Source organism: Paenibacillus tritici (assembly GCF_018207515.1).
GTDB lineage: Bacteria > Bacillota > Bacilli > Paenibacillales > Paenibacillaceae > Paenibacillus_AQ > Paenibacillus_AQ tritici.
In genome coordinates this window covers 7,073,333-7,092,791 of the sequence record NZ_CP073365.1, presented here as the reverse complement: position 1 = coordinate 7,092,791, position 19,459 = coordinate 7,073,333, and the positions used below count along the sequence as shown (strand labels likewise).

The window sequence follows — 19,459 nt, the reverse complement described above, 5'->3', positions numbered from 1 at the left end:
ATGGCACTTACAACATTATTAGAATTGCTGGAGCGGCTGGACGAAGCGCATATACAGATGCTGGATCTGGCCGCTGTGAAGAAACAGACCATTATGGACAACAAGGTGGAGGGTCTCATTGACATCTTGAACCGTGAGTCCAAGCTGATGAAGGTGATCGGACAGCTCGAAGAGCAGCGTGCAGAGGCGGCATTCGTGTTTCTGCAGAGGGTTGGAATCCGTTCCAATCTGAATCTGAATCTAACCGAGCTGTCCCGCCTTGTATTTGATCCCGATGACAAATCGCGCCTGCTGCATATTCAGCAGAAGCTTTCCGGCACATTGCAGCAATTAAAGAAAGCCAATGAGCTGAACCAGAAGCTGATTGAGCAGTCGCTTACCTTTATAGATTATTCCCTGGATTTGCTTGTCGGAAGACCAAATCAGGAAATGACATACCATCATCCGTCCGACAAGGGCAGCAGTGTGACTCGGCCGGGGCTTTTTGATGCCCGTGGATAACTAGCTTATCCGCACAGCCCTGTTCACCGCAGCAATCACAAGGGAGGAACAAGTAGCATGACATCCACATTCCACTCCATCGAGACCGCAAGACGAAGCCTGTTTACCCAGACGGCTGCGCTCAATACCACCGGCCACAACATTGCCAACGCCAACACGGAAGGGTACACCCGCCAGCGGGTGAATATGAAGGCAGCGATACCCATTGAGGCCTATGGCCTTAATAACTCCACTGTTCCGGGACAGATGGGTACGGGCGTTGAATTCACTTCCATCGAGCGGATTCGTGAGATGTTCCTGGATGATCAATTCCGCGGGGAGAACTCAGCAAGCGGCAACTGGGATATCCAATCCGATACCTTGGATAAGCTGGAAGCCATCGTGAATGAGCCGTCGGATACCGGGATTCGTATTGTGCTTGATAACTTCTGGAAATCCTGGTCGGATCTCAGTAAGAATCCTGAAGATCCAACCGCCCGCAAGATAGTGGTCCAAACGGCTCAGGCCCTCACGGATGCTATGAACTATATGAGCACACAGCTCAGCAATCTGGACCGTGATCTTAATACCAACATTGACGTCAAAGGCAAAGAAATACAGAGCTACCTCAGCTCTATTGCTGACCTTAATAAGTCTATTTCCAAAATCGAAGGCATGGGAGACCAGGCCAATGATCTGCGCGATCAGCGTGATCTGATGACGGACAAGCTGTCCAAGATCGCCAACATTACGATCATGGATACAGATGCCGGATATAACATCTCACTGGGTACACAGCCGCTGGTTCAAGGGGCAACCGTGACTGCGGCGGTAGACAGTACATTTCTAAGTACAGCTTTTGCTTCCGGTGATCTGAAGGCCGGTGAAGCCTATGGAATGATTTTCTCCAGAAATACCTATGTGGCCGACTACAGGAAGCAGCTCGATACTATGGCCAATACCATAGCCAATGGTGAAGTGCAGGTTACGATTCCGTCAGGCTCTACCTTACCAGCGGGAACCACTGTGCTTAAGGATTCAGAGATCATTAATGCGGATGGCACCAAAACCACCCTCTCAGCAGGGAGTGCAGTCCCTATCCCATTGACTGGTGATCTGAAAACCACAGTCAAAGGTCTGAACGGACTCCATCAGTTGGGCTATGCCATGAATGGAAGCTCAGGCCGGCCATTCTTCACCTCTTCCGTAGCTGGTGAAGCGATCACTGCCGCCAATCTCCGGCTGAACCCGGAAATTGCTGCTGATCCTACGTTGTTCGCTACTTCCTTGCGCACTACAACGGACACCGCTGGTAATGTATCCGTAGTTAAAGGGAATAACACATTGGCGCTGCTGTTCAGCAATATGAAGGATAACAATACTTTTGCCACAGCGGATGGCACCAAGACAGGTACGGTCGGATCTTATCTTAGCTCCATGGTCGGGCAATTAGGTATCCAATCCCAAGAAGCCACGCGCCAGGCCAGCAACTCGGATTACTTGGTGGATCAGGTGAGTTCCCGCCGCCAGTCTGTAAGCGGTGTGTCCCTGGATGAAGAGATGTCCAACATGCTGGTGTTCCAGCACGCCTATAGCGCTGCTGCACGTTTCATGACAACCTATGATGAAATGCTAGATAAATTGATTAATTCTACCGGCACAGTCGGCAGATAAAGGAGGAACCAACCATGCTTAGAGTCACCTCCAATATGATGAGCTCACAGCTGTTGCTTAACTTGAACCGCAATGCACGGACCATGAACGACACACAGCTTCAGCTGGCAAGCGGCCGCAAGATCAACAAGCCCTCCGATGATCCGGTAGGTATCACCTATTCGCTGCGTTACCGTGCGGAGCTGTCTTCCAATGAGCAATATACGAAGAACGTGGACAGCGCTCTGTCTTGGCTGGATTATAATGACACAATACTGGGACAGGCAGGAGATGTAGTCCAACGCTTGCGTGAGCTCACCGTTAAAGCATCGACAGGAAGTAATCCACAGTCGGCTTTGGACAGTATTAATGAAGAAGTGATGCAGCTAAAGGAACAGCTTGTAGATATTTCCAACAGCAAGCTTAATGGAAAATATATTTTTAATGGTGAGCAATATACAACTAAGCCTTATGATTTTGCCAAGGGTGCTGATGGTACATATGATACAACACAGGCTATTACCACAGATACCGGCCAGATTCAGTATATTGTAGGTGAAGGTGTGCAAATGCCTATTAATATGACTGGAAATGATGTGTTTGGTCATACGGGAGATTCAGATAATCTGTTTTCAATAATTAATAGTCTTTCATCTGCACTGAAGTCAGGTGATCTCACAGGAATTTCTAACCAAATCGATAAAATTGATACTCGTAATGATTCAATATTATCGGCACGTGCAGAGATAGGTGCCAAAACAAACCGTGTGGAATTAATGCAGGACCGTTTAAGCGACCTGAATATTAACCTTACGGATCTGCAGGCTAAGACTGAGGATGCTGATTACGAAGGATTGATTATGCAGTCCAAGATCCAGGAGAATATCTATAATGCCTCATTATCCGTAGGGGCTAAGATTATTTCTACAACGCTTGTAGACTTTATCAGATAACGGAGGTGGCTCTTGTAGATGCAGCCTGTTTTGCAAATTCGGCAGACGCCTGCGCGGATTGGTATAGATGCAGACCTCGGGTCGTTCTCCATTACTCAACCGAAGGCTGAGGTTAACATCACAACTACACCTGGAGAATTGAGTGTTCAGTCTACCCGTCCAGAGCTGACGATTGATCAGACAAGAGCACGGGCTGCTTATAATGGTGGTAGCGTGTTAGATATGAACCGAAGAATTTACTCAGGAATTCAACAGCTATACCTTCAAGCGATTGCGCGCCGGATGGAGCAAGGGACTAGGATGGCTGAGTTTTTTAAGCCGGGAAATACAATTGCAGAAGTATATGGAATGGATACTGAACCAAATTCTTTTCCCGAGCCATGTGGTACGGCGTCCTACGATAATGTGGATATTCATTTTGAGACGAGAGCTCCCGAAGTTAACTTTCGGGCTGCGAAGGTAGATATTGAGGTTGTAAGGCATCGCCCAGAGACTGAGTATACTCGCGGGAAGTTAAATATCTATATGCAGCAATATGCTTCTATTCAATTCATTCCACCGGAATTGAATGTTCAAATGTAATGTAATAGGCTATGGATGTGCCAGAGAGCGCTTCTATAGCTTTTCTATTATCTGATACAAATTTCACGCAGGTATATTGAGTAGTTAATTTTGCTATACTGAACTTTTAAGGAGTGAATAAATTGATTATTGAAACACTTTCAATGGGGAAACTCGAGGTAGATGAAGGACAGATTTATCACTTTCCAAAGGGTATTCCTGGTTTTGATGAAGAAAAAGATTTTGCTTTAATTGCTATGCCGGATGCTCCATTCTGGGTGTTGCAGTCTATAAAAGAGCAAGGATTATCTTTTCTGTTGGGGGATCCCTTCGTATTTTATCCAACCTATGAATTTGAGCTTCCAGATGATGAAGCTGAGGAGCTTGCAATTAATTCGGAAGTACTCGTTCGCTGTATCCTCACTTTGAAGGAAGACGTAGAAGCGTCTACAATGAATCTCTTAGCGCCACTTGTGCTGAATCCAATCGGTCTGACCGGCAAACAGATTGTTCTCCACCGGACTCCCTATCACACGAAGCACAGCCTACTGCAAGAGCAAACAGCAATAGATGGAAAGGATGGTGGATGATATGCTCGTACTGTCCCGCAAAAAAGGAGAGACCATCGTCATTCAGGACCAGATCGAACTGACGATCTTAAGTGTGGATGGTGATACTGTAAAAGTTGGCATCTCTGCCCCTAAACATGTGGATATTTTCCGTAAAGAAGTTTATCTTTCCATACAGCAGTCCAATAAGGAGTCTGTAGGTCCACAGCAGTCTGATTTAAATGCACTGATTCATCGGCTTCGTGGGCCACAGAGCAATGAAAAAAATTAGATTAAGGTACTTAGAGAAGGTATCAGAGGCTATTTCATAGCCGCTAGGGTATCTTCTTTTTTATTATTAAATAATTCCTGCTTAATTTCTAAAAAACTTTCGAAATGCTCTACACAGTTGAGGACTTGCCGTCGATATATGTATTAGGCACTGAGCCAGCGGGGCGGCCGACCTTAATGGCTCAGCGTTTACCACATGGATGTGGAACTAACTTAATTTCAGGGAGGAAATATCAAATGATTATCAACCACAATATCGCGGCGCTGAACACTCACCGCCAACTGTCTGCTAACACAGCCAACACAAACAAAAATATCGAGAAACTGTCTTCCGGTCTTCGCATCAACCGTGCAGGTGATGACGCAGCTGGTCTGGCAATCTCCGAAAAAATGCGCGGCCAAATCCGCGGTTTGGATCAGGCTTCCCGTAACTCGCAAGACGGTATCTCCTTGATTCAAACAGCTGAAGGCGCACTGAACGAAACTCACAGCATCCTGCAACGTATGCGTGAATTGTCCGTTCAATCTGCAAATGACACGAACACTTCCGGTGACCGTAGTGAACTGCAAAAAGAAATGACTCAATTGAATGAGGAAATTGATCGTATTCAATCTACAACTCAATTCAATACTAAAAACTTGTTGGATGGTTCCATGGGTAGTGCAGTTAATGCTGATGGAGCAAATATCAATAAGAATGCTTCCCTGAAAAATTCGCTGGGTGCTGCAATCGTATCAACTACTGTTTTAACAAACCTTACTGATAAAAATGGTAACAACTTGGGTATTACTTCAAATGATTCCATTACTATCTCATATGTAAAAGATGGAACTACTGTTACTAATACATTCGCTGTTAGTGCTGCTTTGACTATTGCAGCACTAGGAACTACTGATGGAGCAGCAGCTGATGCTAATCAAGGACTTACTATTAGTGCTGGTGCAGCAGTAGTGACTGCGGCTAATGCTGGTACCGTAGGCGCTGTTAATGGACTGACAATTACTATTAAAGACGCTAGTGGTAATGTCCGTACTGCTGCAACTAATGCACTTTCCTCATTCTCCGAAACTACAGCTGCCGCTAACAAGAGAACTGATGGGACAGCTAATTTCCAAATTGGTGCTAATACAGGCCAATCCATGAATCTTTCCATTGAAGACATGGGAGCTTCGGCACTGGGAGTTAAAGGGCTGCAAATTTCGACGCAATCTCAAGCAACCGTTGCTATTAAAGTAATTGACCAAGCAACTCAAAAAGTTTCCAGTGAACGTTCTAAACTGGGTGCTGTACAGAACCGTTTAGAGCATACGATTAACAACTTGGGAACTGCGTCTGAAAACTTGACAGCTGCTGAATCCCGTATCCGTGACGTTGATATGGCTAAAGAAATGATGTCACAAACTAAAAATAATATCTTGGCTCAAGCTGCTCAAGCTATGTTGGCACAAGCAAACCAACAGCCGCAAGGCGTGCTTCAATTGTTGAGATAATTTTTCTCCTAAAATTATACAATATTATTCTTGATACCTCGAAAAAGTTTAGCCCCACATTGTGGGGCTATCTTTCTATACCAAACTAAATTAAACTCTAAGCCAATACTAAATATACTTTTTGTATGTAAGGAGAATCATTAAATGAAGTTATTAGATAGAAATATACAGGTTCTGTCCCGAAATTCTAGTCATTGGATTTGCGAACAAAAGGAAGAGAGGGGGTCTGAGGATTTAATTCATAGAGATGGTGAAGGCAATGAATTTATTCAATATAAGAACGAGATGTTTCTTGTTAAAACTGAAATTGAAAAATCAAGTAGGCCTAACCCTTTAAAGAGGGAACTAATATTTGTAATGGGTATTTATTCTATAGAAGAAATTCAAAAACTAATTCAAACCATGAGCAAAGAGTCTTTTCTGATCATTATTGAACCTAACCCTGCCTTCTTTAGTTATACATTAAATAAAAGGGACTTATCCTTCTTTAGGAATTTTAATGTGATCCTCTTTGCTGATGAATTGAGTAATCTGTCGATTTTTTTGGATAAGATTTTTTCTACATCTCTTATTTATTACCTTAAAAATATTAGATTCTATTTTACCTATTTCTACAGAAGTTATGCGGTGGATATTTGTACTTACTTGGTACGAGTGGTCAAAGAAACGGCAAAGTATAAAGCTATGCTTTTTGGGAATTCGATTGAAGACAGCCTAACAGGATTCAAACACAATATGAAAAATCTTCATCACTTGGTTAATTCAAAAGATGTCTCGTGTTTAAAAAATCTCTTTAAAAATAAACCAGCAATAGTGGTTGCTGCAGGTCCATCTCTTAATAAAAATATAGATGAATTAAAAAAAATGAAATCGAAGGCGGTTATAATTGCTGTTGACACAATTGCCAAAAGACTCTGTGAAGAAGGAATTATCCCAGACTTTATTTGTTCAATTGAACGTGACAAAGAAACTTATAGCTATTTCTATGAGAATAAAATCTACCCCTCTGAAACAAGTATAGTAGCACCGCTTCTTCTTTACCCTGAAATTTTCAATGAATTTGCTGGCGATATTATTATTCCTATGCGGGAAAATGTTGGAGAGTATATTTGGCTTCAACAGATACTTGGATTGGTGGGTGATAATTCGATCAGTCTAGGGTTATCGTGTGCACATGTTGCTTTTGGGTTTGCAGAGCATATAGGGGCATCTCCAATTATCCTAGTGGGCCAAGACTTGGCATTTGGTGACTCCGAAGAAGAGTCTCATGCAGGGGGAACAATATACGATAATAAAGACTTCACTAACGAAGTGTTTTCAGCAATCAATAAAACGTATACTGAAGGATATTATGGTGGAAGTGTCCCTACCACGGATATTTGGATTAATTTCCGTAAGTGGTTTGAAATAGAAATTTTCAATGAAAATATGATTGTAGTTAATGCCACCGAAGGTGGGGCTAAAATTGAAAGTACAATTCAAATGAGTTTGAAAGAAGCTGCTGAACAATATTGTTCTCAAGATATGGTACCAGTTAAAGAAGTCATGGATACTATAGCAGAATACCCTCTGAAAAAAGAGCAAATGCGATCTATATTAAAGAAACAAAGAGAAAAGTTCATCAGTATGAAACTTGAATTTGAAAAACAACTTGAAGTTGTTAAAGGATTAAATATTAATAACAGTTTGTCGGAAAAACAGTTATTAAAAATAGTGGAAAATTTAAGTGAAACAGATGATCTATTTGAGAAAGTAAAAGAGGATTGGCTGTTACGGCATAATTTACAACCGATAATGATGAGCTCCATGTGGAACTTGTATGCAATAGAACAAACATTATCATCTTCCAACTTAATTGCAAACAGAGACATACAAATGGAATTTTTAACGGTTAGTGTTTTTGTGATAGGAGAAATTATCGCTATAATTGAGGAAAGTTCAAATAACCTTTAAGGGACAATGGAGCGTGATAATATGACCGAGAATAAAAAGATATTAGTAACTGGTGCTGATGGCTTTATTGGGTCTCACCTCACGGAAAAGTTAATCAAGAACGGATATGAAATAAAGGCCTTCGTATATTATAACTCCTTTAACTCTTGGGGCTGGCTCGATCATTCACCTTATAAGAACGAGTTTGAAGTATTTGCAGGGGATATTAGAGATCCTCATGGGGTAATGGAGGCGATGAAGGGCTGCAGCAAGGTTTTGCATTTAGCTTCATTAATCGCTATTCCTTATTCTTATCATTCTCCGGAAACTTATGTAGACACGAATATTAAAGGTACATTGAACGTACTACAAGCCGCTCGTCAACTAGGAGTATCAAAAGTCGTGCATACCTCCACAAGTGAAGTTTATGGTACAGCGCAATACGTACCTATAGATGAAAACCATTCATTACAGGGGCAGTCACCGTATTCAGCATCAAAGATCGGTGCAGATCAAATGGCACTCTCTTTTTATCGCTCTTTTGAAACGCCTGTGGCGGTTATTCGTCCGTTTAATACGTATGGTCCGCGTCAATCTGCACGTGCGGTGATTCCAACCATCATTACACAACTTGCAGCAGGACAAAAGGAAATTAAACTTGGATCAATAACACCGACGAGAGATTTCAACTATGTTCAAGATACAGTAAATGGGTTTATTGCGATGATGAATAATGAAAAGGCTATAGGTGAAGTGATCAATATAGGAAGTAATTACGAAATTTCTATAGGACAAACTGTAGAGGCTATTGCAGAAGTAATGGGGGTATCAGTAGAAATCTTAACAGATGAAATTCGATTGCGTCCCGAGAAAAGTGAAGTGGAACGGCTCTGGGCAGACAATACAAAAGCGAAAAATCTACTCGGATGGGAACCATCCTATGGGGGTATCGAAGGATTTAAACGCGGATTACAAGAAACGATTGACTGGTTCATAAATCCAGCTAATCTAACCAACTATAAGGCAGATGTATATAATATATGAGTAGTCAATGGCAGCATATCGCCCGAGATATAAAGTCACTATATGACAACAAGGATTTTGTTCCTCTGCATGAGCCGACTTTTGGAGGAAAAGAGCTACAGTATGTAGCCGACTGTATCCAGACTGGCTGGGTTTCATCGGTAGGTAAATATGTTAATGAATTTGAACAAAGACTTGCAGATTTCACTGGCGTGAAGAGAGCAGTGGCCACTGTAAATGGCACTGCGGCTTTGCATATTGCACTGAAAGTTGCTGGTGTTCAAGCCAATGATGAAGTGTTCATGCCAGCATTGACATTTATTGCGACTGCCAATGCAGTTTCGTATTTACTGGCTTTTCCGCACTTCGTAGATGTATCTGAACACACCCTGGGACTTGATCCATATAAGCTCGAAAAATATATTCAGGAAATTGGAATAGTCGATAATGGACAACTAATGAACAAGCATACAGGCAGGATCATTCGTGCTGTTGTTCCTATGCATACTTTCGGACATTCCGTGGATCTTGATCCGCTAATAGATATCTGTCAACGTTACCATCTTGTTCTAGTAGAAGATGCAGCAGAATCACTCGGTTCCTATTACAAAGGGAAGCATACTGGAGGTTTTGGGCTTGTTGGAACTCTCAGCTTCAATGGCAACAAGATTATAACTACTGGTGGCGGTGGGGCAATTCTAACTAATAATGAAAAGCTTGCCGACTACGCCAAACATATTACTACAACTGCAAAAAATCCTCACCGGTGGGAATTTACTCATGATGAAGTAGGGTATAATTACCGGATGCCCAATATTAATGCTGCTCTTGGTTGCGCCCAATTAGAGCAGATCGAGGGATTTCAAAAATCAAAAAGACTATTAACAAGGCATTATGAGAAATTATTCGAAGGCGTAGAAGGTGCTCGACTGTTTACAGAGCCTTCCTTTGGGACAAGCAATTATTGGCTGCAAACCCTACTAATTAATGAGAAGTGCTATCACCGTGATTTTGTGTTAGAGGTGCTTAATAGTGAAGGTGTTATGGCTCGTCCGATCTGGACACCGCTTGATGAATTACAGCCTTATTTGCATTGTCCAAAGGCGGATCTTACAGTTACAAGACAATTGAAGGGCCGTATAATTAATATTCCTTCAACTCCGCCGGGGGGAGGGTCTAATGAATAGACGTAAGATATGTATTGTTACAGGAACACGTGCAGAATACGGTCTTTTATTTCGTATAATGAAAGAAATTCAAGCGGATGATGAACTGGAGTTGCAATTAATAGCTACAGGTATGCATTTGTCACCTGAATTTGGGTTGACCTATAAGCAAATTGAAGAAGACGGGTTTATTATCGATGAGAAAATTGAAATGCTCTTATCTTCAGATACCCCTGTTGCTATCGCTAAATCCATGGGAATTGCTACATTGGGATTTGCGGAAGCGTTTCAGCGTCTAAAACCGGACATATTGGTTCTTCTCGGGGACCGGTTTGAAATATTCAGTGCTGCTCAAACGGCATTAGTCATGCGTATTCCTGTTGCTCACATTTCTGGTGGTGAACTCACTGAGGGAGCAATTGATGAATCCATTCGTCATTCTTTAACAAAGATGAGTCATATCCACTTTACAGCAAATGAAGATTATACAAGACGTGTTATTCAGCTTGGTGAGCAGCCGGATAGGGTGTTTAATGTAGGTGACACGGGTGTTGAGAATATAAGAAAGATGACATTACTAACCAAAGAAGAGTTGAGTGTCTATTATAGCTGGGATTTAAATAAATATTTCCTTATTACGTTTCATCCGGCGACATTGGAGTCTAGTATGGCAGAAGAACAAGTGAAGAACTTGCTTTTTGCCTTGAATTCATTTCCGGATTATAAAATTATCTTTACTAAATCTAATGCAGATACCGACAGCAGAAGAATTAATGAGCTAATAGATGAATATACAAGGTCTCATCCTGAACGAGTAAAATCTTTTTTTTCCTTAGGACAAATAAGATACTTAAGCACTATGAAATACTGCGCGTTAGTCATTGGTAACTCTTCAAGCGGGATCGTTGAAGCACCAGTGTTTTCGAAGCCGACAATTAATATTGGTGATAGACAGAAAGGCAGGTTAAAGGCAGACTCTATTATTGATTGTCCCCCTACTATTAATGATATTACTGAGGCAATCCAATTAGCTCTTTCGGTGGAGTTTCAAAACGGGTTGAACCAGCTAAAATTAAAGTATGAAGGGCAAACCACATCTGCTGATATTAAGGACTATTTAAAGAAAATCGATTTATCCTATATTATCAAAAAAAAGTTTTACGATATAAATAGATGAGGATGGAAAAATACGATGTACAGAGTTGGCGGTGATATAGAAATTGACGTCTCCTTACTACTCTCTAATAAGAAAAGAAACCAAGAAGCTTTGACAAAGGAATATCCAAATCATTTATGGACTGGGACTGGACGTGCTGCCATTCTTTTGGCTCTGGAAGAACTGGAGATAAGAGGCGTTGAACGAATAGCGTATTTACCCGCCTATATTTGCGACTCTGTTGTTCAGCCCTTTAAGGAAAAGAATTACACAATTTATTTTTATTCAATGGGTGCAGATTTGAATACACCTGAAAACTTACCTCGGAAATTGAATAATGTTGTCTTTTTATTTGTACATTATTTTGGTCTTGAGAATAAAGCAATCAAAAAATGGTTGGAAAATGAGAGGTCTACGCAACAATTTTTCGTTATTGAGGATTGCGTCCAGGCTGCCTTTTCGGAGTTCGATAACGAATTGTTCGACTTCAAAATATACAGCTATAGAAAGTTTACTCCTCAACCTGATGGAGCTTTATTGATAAGCAGGGAAAAATTGCATTTTAATTTTGAAAAACTTTGCACACAAGATGAAAAATATTTTTTGCTTGCTCAGGTAGAAGGAAAAATAAGGCGTTCATTATCCAAGGATGATAGCGAGTTTTTGTCACTACTCAAGTCTTCAGAATCTCGATTAGATAGTAGGATGAGCGTAGGCAGAATGTCGGAGTTCTCGGTTTTTTTAATGGAAAGAATAGATATTGAGCAAATTAAGAAAAAGAGAAAAGAGAATTGGTTATTCTTTAGCAATATGGTTGAAAGCGATAGCTTAATCAAAAAGTTTCTAACACCACTTTACACAACCATTTTGGATAATGAAGTTCCATTAGGGTTCCCTGTCTTAGCCCCTGTTGAATTGCGTAACAGTCTTCGTCAGTATTTGATTAATCATAATATTTTCTGTCCGATTCATTGGATTATCCCGGAAAAGAATTTTGTTAACGATATGAGAATCAGTTCTGCCATTCTAACTATTCCAATTGATCAAAGAATTAGCGAAGAGCATATTTTGTATGTAGTAGAAAAGCTCCATCAATTTTTCTTAGAGGTGATTAAATGAAAAGCACATATATTATTGCTGAAGCGGGCGTTAATCATAATGGTGATATGAAATTAGCAAAGAAGCTTATTGATATTGCGGTTAGTGCTCAAGCAAATGCGGTGAAATTTCAAACATTTAAAACGGAAAATGTAATTAGTATGGACGCGCCTAAGGCTGAATATCAAATTGAAACAACCGGCAGTGAAGAGTCACAATTTGAGATGGTAAAGAAATTAGAACTTTCGTTTGCTCAATTTTCAGAGCTGAAATTATATTGTGATGATCACAATATTGAATTTTTATCCACTCCGTTTGATATGGAGAGTGCTGATTATTTAATTGATATTTTACGTTTACAGACAATTAAAATACCTTCCGGTGAAATTACCAATGCCCCCCTGATTCATCATATTGCACAAAAATCCGTGAAAATAATATTATCGACAGGGATGTCAAGTTTGAGCGAAGTTGAAGCTGCACTTGGTGTCATAGCATATGGATATTTATTACTTAAAGAGCCTCCTTCTATTGAAGCATTTAAAGCTGCGTTCATTTCTTCGGAAGGTCAGCGTTTATTAAAAGAGAGAGTTACTTTGCTCCACTGTACTACTGAATATCCCGCACCTGTACACGATGTGAATTTGTTAGCTATGAATACAATGAGTACTGCTTTTGGATTGCGGTCTGGTTACTCAGATCATACAGAGGGAATAGCAATACCAATTGCGGCTGTTGCCCTGGGGGCTACAGTGATTGAAAAACATATAACTTATGATAAGCAAGCAGAAGGACCGGATCATAAGGCGTCTCTCTCCCCGGAAGAGTTACATCATATGGTGGAAGGGATCAGACAAGTAGAATTAGCCAAAGGTTCGGGTATAAAGATCCCTTCAGAATCAGAGTTGAAGAATCTTAATATTGCAAGAAAGAGCATCGTTGCACTTAAAAAAATCAGACAAGGTGAAGCTTTAACTGTTGAAAATATAACTATTAAAAGACCAGGAAACGGCATACCTCCATTTGAATATTGGAATATGCTAAATAAAAAAGCTTCTAGAGATTTTGATAATGATCAGCAAATTACTTTGACATGATAGTTTCTGCTGAACGGGCAATAAGTATATTTGAGAAACTACCTTTAGCTATGCAATCTTTTTACTTCCATCCCCAATATGTAATTAATGATGTGCTATATAAAGAAGGCTTAAAACCGGTGTTTTTTGCGCTTGAGGATAATGATAATATTTATTTTCATGCTTTTCATATGGGTAAAGTACCAGGTACGGAGTATTATGATATTCAGTCACCTTATGGATATGGAGGGCCGTTAATTACAGGCGAACCACCATTTATTAATTCAAGCATTGAGAGTTATAAACGATGGTGTTTGGAACAAAAAGTTATAGTAGAATTTATCAGGTTCCATCCGCTGTTGAACAATCATTTGAATTATTATGGGGAAGTTAGTGAAAACAGACAGACGGTTTATATTGATTTGAACTCCGGTGGAGAACTGCTTTATCAATTTAGTACTCGAGTGCGTACTGCTATTAGGAAGGCCCAAAAGGACAAAGTAAGTATCTCAATGCAAAAATCCAAGGTGAACGTAAAAATGTTTTTAGAAATGTATATTTCGCTAATGACAGAAAAGAATGCGGATGGTACTTATTATTTTAACAGTAAGTACTTTATAGAATTATTAGAGAATGATGCTGTTCACTTACTAAGTGCAGAGAATGAATCTGGGGAAGTAATCGGAGCTGCAATATTCTTTATTAATGGTGCCATAGCAGAATATCATCTCTCTGCTACTAATACTGAAGGTAGAGAGAAAAATGTGACTAACCTACTAATTTACGAATTTGCAGAATATGCAAAAAGACTTAATGTTCAATCCTTGTACTTAGGTGGAGGGACAAACGGTTCAAGTTCAAATTCTTTGCTCTTTTTTAAAAAGGGATTTTCAAAGCAAGAAGCTACCTTCTTCATTGGTAACTATAAGCATAGTGAAGCTATATATGAAGAGTATAAAACTGAATATACAAAACAAAATCCGCAAAAAGAACAATTTATTCTATTCTATCGTTAAGAAATGAGGTATGAATAATGGCATGGGATCAAACTTGGGAAAATATATTCAAAACCCGGGAATGGGGTAAGTATCCTTCTGAGGATTTAATTCGCTTTATTGCGCGTAATTTCTATGGAACGACTGACAGGAAAAAAATAAAAATCCTTGAAGTTGGTTGTGGTACTGGTGCGAATTTATGGTATGTTGCAAGAGAAGGGTTTTCAGTGTTTGGAATTGATGGTTCTGCAACAGCAATTGATAAGGCAAGGGCCAGATTAAATAATGAAGTACCCGGTTGGGTGGGGGAACTTGGAGTAGGAGATATAGTCTCAATACCTTATGAAAGCTGTACGTTTGATGCTGTTATTGATAATGAAGCGATATATGCGAATTCTTATGAAAATTCAGAGAAGATATATAATGAAATCCATAGAGTTCTCAAACAAAGTGGCATGATTTTCAGTAGAGCGTTCGCAACGGGATGTTGGGGAGACGGGACTGGTCAATGTGTCGGTAATAACACTTGGATTGCTAACGAGGGCCCTCTAAAGGATAAAGGGATGAGCCGGTTTTCAACAAAAGAAGACATGAAAGAACTTATGAAAAGTTTTGGCGATTTGGAGATAGAGAAGCTTGAAAGAACTTATAACAATCTGAATGAAAAAGTGATTGAATGGATTGTTACTGGCGTGAAATATTGACTATTCAAATATACTGAAGATAATTCATTATATCCAAAAGGGGCGTAGCAGATGGATAACTGGGAAAGTATTTTAATCGCGCCTGAGATGACGGTTATTGAAACGATGAAAATTATCGACCAATCTTCACTGCAATTTGCTGTTGTTGTCAATAAAGATCGTAAATTGCTTGGAACTGTTACAGATGGTGATATTCGCAGAGGAATATTAAGAGGGATACCACTTGACTCGCCGATTAATTTAGTTATGAATAGCTCGCCTATATTCGAGAAGCAAGGTGAAAAATTCTTTCATTACAAAGAATTGATGAGCACAAGACAGTTGCGACAACTACCTATTGTAAATAGCAATAACCAGGTCCAGCGCATTCTCTTTGCTGATGATATTGCACAGGTATTGCCAAAAGATAATGTTGTAGTCTTGATGGTAGGGGGGCTTGGAACTCGTCTGCGGCCTTTTACGGATGATATTCCAAAGCCAATGCTTAAAGTTGGAGATAAGCCGATTTTAGAAACGATTATTGAGGGTTTTAAAAATTATGGATTTACCAAATTTATTCTGTCAGTAAATTATAAAAAGGAAATAATCAAAGCGTATTTTCAAGATGGTAAGCACTTAGATGTGAATATAGAGTATATTGAAGAGGGTAAGAGATTGGGTACCGCGGGAGCTTTATCGCTTTTATCAGTAAAGCCGAATGTGCCATTTTTCGTTATGAATGGTGACCTGCTAACTAAAATGAACTACGAGCAATTGATGGAATTTCACTGTGAGACTAAATCAAACGCAACAATATGTGTAAGAGAATATGAATATCAAATTCCCTATGGAGTCATTGAAACTGAAAATCATCGGCTTCTTTCCATTGTGGAGAAACCTGTTCACAAAAGCTTTGTCAATGCAGGGATTTACGTGCTGAACCCACAGGTGCTTGAGCATGTTCCACAAGACGAATTTTATGATATGCCGGACTTATTCAAGAAATTGATGGACATTCAGGGTGGTGTCTCTGCTTTTCCGTTAAGAGAGTATTGGCTTGATATTGGCCGAGTGGATGATTATGAGAAAGCAAACGGTGATTTTAGAGGTGTATTTATATGATCGATAATAAAAAGGTCCTTGCCATCATTCCTGCACGCGGGGGATCCAAGGGGATTCCTCGTAAGAATATTAAACAATTAGCTGGAAAACCGCTTATTGCGTGGACGATAGAAGAAGCAAAAAAATCAAGGTATATTGATAGACTCATATTATCTTCAGAGGATCCTGAGATTATAGAAATCGCCAGAGCTTATGGGTGTGAGGCTCCCTTTGTGCGTCCTAAAGAATTATCTGAAGATACAACCCCGGGTATTGCTCCAGTTCTGCATGCGATAAATCAATTGCCTGATTTCGATTATGTTGTATTATTACAGCCTACTTCCCCTTTAAGATTGATAGATGATATTGATGGATGTATTGAAAACATGTGGAATGTAGGGGCTCCTGCTTGTGTTAGTGTTACGAAACCGGATAAATCACCTTATTGGATGTATACACTTCAAGAAAATAATATGATGAAGAAATTAATTGAACGAAGTGAATCGATAACTCGCCGGCAGGAGTTACCTGATGTTTATGCTCTAAATGGGGCTGTTTATGTAGCTGAAGTGGATTGGCTGTTGGCCAGCGGCTCTTTCTTGGAACAAGAGACCGTTGCTTTTGAGATGGCGAAGAGTCGTTCTTATGATATTGATACTGAGGAAGATTTCTTTTTGTGTGATTTGTTATTGAGTAAGAGGTTCTAAAGAAGAAAAGACATAGTTTATTGGATATTACGCATGTTTTCTATGGAACTGGCTTAATAAGCTAGTTCCTTTTCTATTTTATTGATGAGATAGCTTTGTTCTGAATAATATAGGTAGGTATATACCCTAAATATTATTGTTGCTCTAACCTAAACAATCCCAATGAGTAACCGATATATACTATATAATCGAGATAATCGAGGTTTTTTGGAGGTCGGATGTTTGATGAATGTACAGTTCTCTCTTTCTGCCAGTTCTATTACAAAAGGACAAAGTAAATCGGAAGTGTTGTTGGGTAATGGGGCGACTGCACAGTTTCCGCTCAACACTTCAAACGTTGAAGTTCTTCCAGCTAATAATATTAAGGATGCCAGGGACCTTAATCTTAGAGAGAGGCAAGGAGTCAACGTCTCTGTAGCTGAAGAACAATTGATAAAGACCATTGAAAGGGCGGTTAAATCCCTACAAGGACCGCAGACTACATTAGAAATCAGCATCCATGAGAAAACACATGATATTATGGTCAAGGTAATGAATAAGGATACTGGGGAGCTCATCCGTGAAGTGCCGCCAGAGAAGACACTTGATCTTGTAGCTAAAATGATGGAAATTGCCGGAATATTAGTTGACGAAAAGATTTAGAATCTGGAGGTGCAGTAGTGGTTACTAGAGTTAATGGATTCTCAGGTATGGATATCGATAGTATGGTCAAGAGCATGATGGCTGCGAAGCGTGTTCCTTTCGATAAGCTTGTACAAGATAAGCAATTGCTAGAGTGGAAAAGGGACAGTTATCGCGAAATCAACAGTAAACTTTATCAGTTTAAAAGTGCTCAACTCACAGATAAATATGGATTTAATAGTGCGTTAAATGCTAACAAGGCAGTTATCACTGGTAATACAACTGCACTCAAAGCGGAGGCTACTGCTGAGGCTACTGGAACGGAAATGAAAGTCAGTATTGAAAGATTGGCTACCCGAGCAACTGTTGAAACGCGTGGTGTAGGAGCAGGAAAGTCAAGCCAAACAACACTTGCGGAGCTTTTTAATCCGGCGGTGACAACACTTCCTCCCAATGACCAAGAAGCATTGCTTAGTAAAGAGTTTGCCATCACGATTAATGGTGAAAGTTTCAAGGATAATAACGGGAAACCTCTATTTACTGGAAAAACTAGTATTGCGACTATGGTATCAACTATCAATGCCAATGCAAAGGCAAATGCCATTGCAAGCTATGATGAAATTACTGGTAAACTATTTATTCGCTCTAAAACGAGCGGAGCTGAAGGGAAGGTTGAACTAGGAACGATCACAAGTGGAGAAAGTATTATGGATCTTTTCCAAGGAGTTCCTACCGAAAAAGCAGCTATAGAAACAAATAGTGCAAAGGGGACGGGGTTTACAGGTAGTACAACTCTTGCTAAATTGGCTGGAGCTACTGAGCCTTTTACGGGTACCGATTTAAATAAAGAATATAAATTGTCCTTTAAAGGTATTAATAGCGGTAATTCAATTACGTTTAAGGGTTCTGATTCGATAGATAATATTATAAGTCAATTAGATGCTGTTGGCGTTACAGCGGCCTTTGACTTGAGCAAAGGAAAGTTTTCCTTTAAATCCGAGTCTGGTGGAACTATTGAACTTGGAACAGGCGTAGGAGAAAACACATTACTTGATATCTTTAATGGAGTACAGACGTATTCTTCCGGATTGAACTCACAGGTAACAATTAATGGAACCAAAATAGAGAAAGATTCGAATAACTTTACAATCAACGGGGTTTCATTAACTTTATTGGAAACCTCCGCAGCTGATAAAACTACGACTATTAATACTCAAACGGATTCTTCTACAGCAATTGAAACGATTAAAGGATTTATTGAAGATTATAACAGTATGATTGAACTTTTGAATAAAAAAACAAGTGAAGTGAAATATCGTGATTTTGCTCCTTTAACTGAAGAACAGAAGAAGGATATGAAAGAAGCAGATATCAAGACTTGGACTGAAAAGGCGCAAAGTGGACTCTTGAAAAATGATGATATTTTAAGATCTACAGTCTCCTCAATGAGGATGCTCATCACTGGAAAACTAGGCGATCTCAGTTCCATTGGAATTACGACAGGGCAATATTATGAGAATGGTAAACTGTATCTGGATGAATCTAAATTGAAAACAGCTATCTCTGAGAATCCTCAGAAGATCATTGACTTACTTCAGGGACCTACTAGTGATGCTGGAAGTGGGCTATTCGACAAACTGGTGAAAATATCAGAGACTGCACTTGAAAGATTCTCTGAGAAAGCGGGAACGGATCGATTCTCTGCTAGTATTACAGGGTCTTACAAGGCTGAGAATGTTATTGGTAGAACTTTAAAAGGATATAACAGCCGCCTTGATACTATGCAAAAAAACCTGGTCACTGCCGAGAATCGTTATTATAAACAATTTACTGCTATGGAAACAGCTATGAGCAAGCTGCAATCCCAATCCTCCAGTCTGCTATCTAGCTTAGGGTTATCATCAAATTAGTATAAAAGGGTGAG

General features: G+C 39.9%; 19 protein-coding genes. All 19 read left to right on the top strand.

The features are described from left to right. The 19 genes from KDC22_RS30540 to fliD all read left to right on the top strand — a co-directional run bounded on the left by KDC22_RS30540 (position 1) and on the right by fliD (position 19,445). Positions 1–501 carry a flagellar protein FlgN gene (locus tag KDC22_RS30540; protein WP_211721357.1) on the top strand — a complete coding sequence of 167 codons (501 nt, stop codon included), beginning with the start codon at positions 1–3 and terminating at the stop codon, positions 499–501. Between the two features lie 57 nt (positions 502–558). Continuing rightward, entirely contained in the window at positions 559–2,154 is a 1,596-nt protein-coding gene (flgK, locus tag KDC22_RS30535) for a flagellar hook-associated protein FlgK (protein WP_211721356.1), read from the top strand. Between the two features lie 14 nt (positions 2,155–2,168). Further along, positions 2,169–3,086: a flagellar hook-associated protein FlgL gene (gene flgL / locus KDC22_RS30530; protein ID WP_211721355.1), complete on the top strand. Its 918-nt coding sequence runs from the start codon at positions 2,169–2,171 to the stop codon at positions 3,084–3,086. Between the two features lie 18 nt (positions 3,087–3,104). Continuing rightward, positions 3,105–3,668: a DUF6470 family protein gene (locus KDC22_RS30525; RefSeq protein ID WP_211721354.1), complete on the top strand. Its 564-nt coding sequence runs from the start codon at positions 3,105–3,107 to the stop codon at positions 3,666–3,668. A 122-nt stretch (positions 3,669–3,790) separates the two neighbouring features. After that, complete coding sequence (locus KDC22_RS30520) at positions 3,791–4,237, top strand: flagellar assembly protein FliW (protein ID WP_211721353.1); 447 nt, start codon at positions 3,791–3,793, stop codon at positions 4,235–4,237. 1 nt (position 4,238) lies between these two features. Beyond that, positions 4,239–4,487: a carbon storage regulator CsrA gene (csrA, locus tag KDC22_RS30515; RefSeq protein ID WP_211724252.1), complete on the top strand. Its 249-nt coding sequence runs from the start codon at positions 4,239–4,241 to the stop codon at positions 4,485–4,487. Positions 4,488–4,723: 236 nt separating this feature from the next. Then, positions 4,724–5,977 (top strand): flagellin N-terminal helical domain-containing protein, encoded by a 1,254-nt coding sequence (locus tag KDC22_RS30510; protein WP_211721352.1) that lies wholly within the window; start codon positions 4,724–4,726, stop codon positions 5,975–5,977. Between the two features lie 144 nt (positions 5,978–6,121). Continuing rightward, a complete protein-coding gene (locus KDC22_RS30505; RefSeq protein ID WP_211721351.1) occupies positions 6,122–7,930 on the top strand; it encodes a motility associated factor glycosyltransferase family protein in 1,809 nt (602 codons plus the stop codon). 21 nt (positions 7,931–7,951) lie between these two features. Further along, positions 7,952–8,953 carry an NAD-dependent 4,6-dehydratase LegB gene (locus tag KDC22_RS30500; protein ID WP_211721350.1) on the top strand — a complete coding sequence of 334 codons (1,002 nt, stop codon included), beginning with the start codon at positions 7,952–7,954 and terminating at the stop codon, positions 8,951–8,953. Continuing rightward, positions 8,950–10,119: a LegC family aminotransferase gene (locus KDC22_RS30495; protein WP_211721349.1), complete on the top strand. Its 1,170-nt coding sequence runs from the start codon at positions 8,950–8,952 to the stop codon at positions 10,117–10,119. The genes KDC22_RS30500 and KDC22_RS30495 overlap by 4 nt, the downstream gene beginning before the upstream one ends. Beyond that, positions 10,112–11,275: a UDP-N-acetylglucosamine 2-epimerase gene (neuC, locus tag KDC22_RS30490; protein WP_211721348.1), complete on the top strand. Its 1,164-nt coding sequence runs from the start codon at positions 10,112–10,114 to the stop codon at positions 11,273–11,275. The genes KDC22_RS30495 and neuC overlap by 8 nt, the downstream gene beginning before the upstream one ends. 15 nt (positions 11,276–11,290) lie before the next feature. After that, on the top strand, positions 11,291–12,373 hold the full coding sequence (locus tag KDC22_RS30485) for an aspartate aminotransferase family protein (protein ID WP_211721347.1): 1,083 nt from the start codon (positions 11,291–11,293) through the stop codon (positions 12,371–12,373). Beyond that, positions 12,370–13,449 (top strand): N-acetylneuraminate synthase, encoded by a 1,080-nt coding sequence (gene neuB, locus KDC22_RS30480; RefSeq protein ID WP_211721346.1) that lies wholly within the window; start codon positions 12,370–12,372, stop codon positions 13,447–13,449. Before KDC22_RS30485 ends, neuB begins: the two co-directional genes overlap by 4 nt. After that, positions 13,446–14,444, top strand: a complete 999-nt coding sequence (locus tag KDC22_RS30475) for a GNAT family N-acetyltransferase (protein WP_211721345.1) — start codon at positions 13,446–13,448, stop codon at positions 14,442–14,444. Before neuB ends, KDC22_RS30475 begins: the two co-directional genes overlap by 4 nt. 17 nt (positions 14,445–14,461) lie before the next feature. Next, complete coding sequence (locus tag KDC22_RS30470) at positions 14,462–15,127, top strand: class I SAM-dependent methyltransferase (RefSeq protein WP_211721344.1); 666 nt, start codon at positions 14,462–14,464, stop codon at positions 15,125–15,127. Between the two features lie 51 nt (positions 15,128–15,178). Continuing rightward, the gene (locus KDC22_RS30465) at positions 15,179–16,228 is read left to right on the top strand and encodes a nucleotidyltransferase family protein (protein WP_211721343.1); all 1,050 of its coding nucleotides are present in this window, start codon (positions 15,179–15,181) and stop codon (positions 16,226–16,228) included. Further along, entirely contained in the window at positions 16,225–16,914 is a 690-nt protein-coding gene (locus tag KDC22_RS30460; protein ID WP_211721342.1) for an acylneuraminate cytidylyltransferase family protein, read from the top strand. Before KDC22_RS30465 ends, KDC22_RS30460 begins: the two co-directional genes overlap by 4 nt. Positions 16,915–17,139: 225 nt before the next feature. Further along, positions 17,140–17,556 carry a flagellar protein FlaG gene (locus KDC22_RS30455; RefSeq protein WP_211724251.1) on the top strand — a complete coding sequence of 139 codons (417 nt, stop codon included), beginning with the start codon at positions 17,140–17,142 and terminating at the stop codon, positions 17,554–17,556. 17 nt (positions 17,557–17,573) lie between these two features. Beyond that, positions 17,574–19,445: a flagellar filament capping protein FliD gene (fliD, locus tag KDC22_RS30450; RefSeq protein ID WP_211721341.1), complete on the top strand. Its 1,872-nt coding sequence runs from the start codon at positions 17,574–17,576 to the stop codon at positions 19,443–19,445. The last annotated feature ends 14 nt before the right edge of the window (positions 19,446–19,459 follow it).

Bases quoted from the DNA above. Each gene is read 5' to 3' on its own strand.
- KDC22_RS30510 (WP_211721352.1), top strand. From the start codon at position 4,724: ATGATTATCAACCACAATATCGCGGCGCTGAACACTCACCGCCAACTG.
- neuC (WP_211721348.1), top strand. From the start codon at position 10,112: ATGAATAGACGTAAGATATGTATTGTTACAGGAACACGTGCAGAATAC.
- KDC22_RS30475 (WP_211721345.1), top strand. From the start codon at position 13,446: ATGATAGTTTCTGCTGAACGGGCAATAAGTATATTTGAGAAACTACCT.
- neuB (WP_211721346.1), top strand. From the start codon at position 12,370: ATGAAAAGCACATATATTATTGCTGAAGCGGGCGTTAATCATAATGGT.
- KDC22_RS30500 (WP_211721350.1), top strand. From the start codon at position 7,952: ATGACCGAGAATAAAAAGATATTAGTAACTGGTGCTGATGGCTTTATT.
- csrA (WP_211724252.1), top strand. From the start codon at position 4,239: ATGCTCGTACTGTCCCGCAAAAAAGGAGAGACCATCGTCATTCAGGAC.
- KDC22_RS30455 (WP_211724251.1), top strand. From the start codon at position 17,140: ATGAATGTACAGTTCTCTCTTTCTGCCAGTTCTATTACAAAAGGACAA.
- KDC22_RS30540 (WP_211721357.1), top strand. From the start codon at position 1: ATGGCACTTACAACATTATTAGAATTGCTGGAGCGGCTGGACGAAGCG.
- KDC22_RS30525 (WP_211721354.1), top strand. From the start codon at position 3,105: ATGCAGCCTGTTTTGCAAATTCGGCAGACGCCTGCGCGGATTGGTATA.
- KDC22_RS30470 (WP_211721344.1), top strand. From the start codon at position 14,462: ATGGCATGGGATCAAACTTGGGAAAATATATTCAAAACCCGGGAATGG.
- flgK (WP_211721356.1), top strand. From the start codon at position 559: ATGACATCCACATTCCACTCCATCGAGACCGCAAGACGAAGCCTGTTT.
- KDC22_RS30485 (WP_211721347.1), top strand. From the start codon at position 11,291: ATGTACAGAGTTGGCGGTGATATAGAAATTGACGTCTCCTTACTACTC.
- KDC22_RS30460 (WP_211721342.1), top strand. From the start codon at position 16,225: ATGATCGATAATAAAAAGGTCCTTGCCATCATTCCTGCACGCGGGGGA.
- KDC22_RS30495 (WP_211721349.1), top strand. From the start codon at position 8,950: ATGAGTAGTCAATGGCAGCATATCGCCCGAGATATAAAGTCACTATAT.
- KDC22_RS30505 (WP_211721351.1), top strand. From the start codon at position 6,122: ATGAAGTTATTAGATAGAAATATACAGGTTCTGTCCCGAAATTCTAGT.
- flgL (WP_211721355.1), top strand. From the start codon at position 2,169: ATGCTTAGAGTCACCTCCAATATGATGAGCTCACAGCTGTTGCTTAAC.
- KDC22_RS30465 (WP_211721343.1), top strand. From the start codon at position 15,179: ATGGATAACTGGGAAAGTATTTTAATCGCGCCTGAGATGACGGTTATT.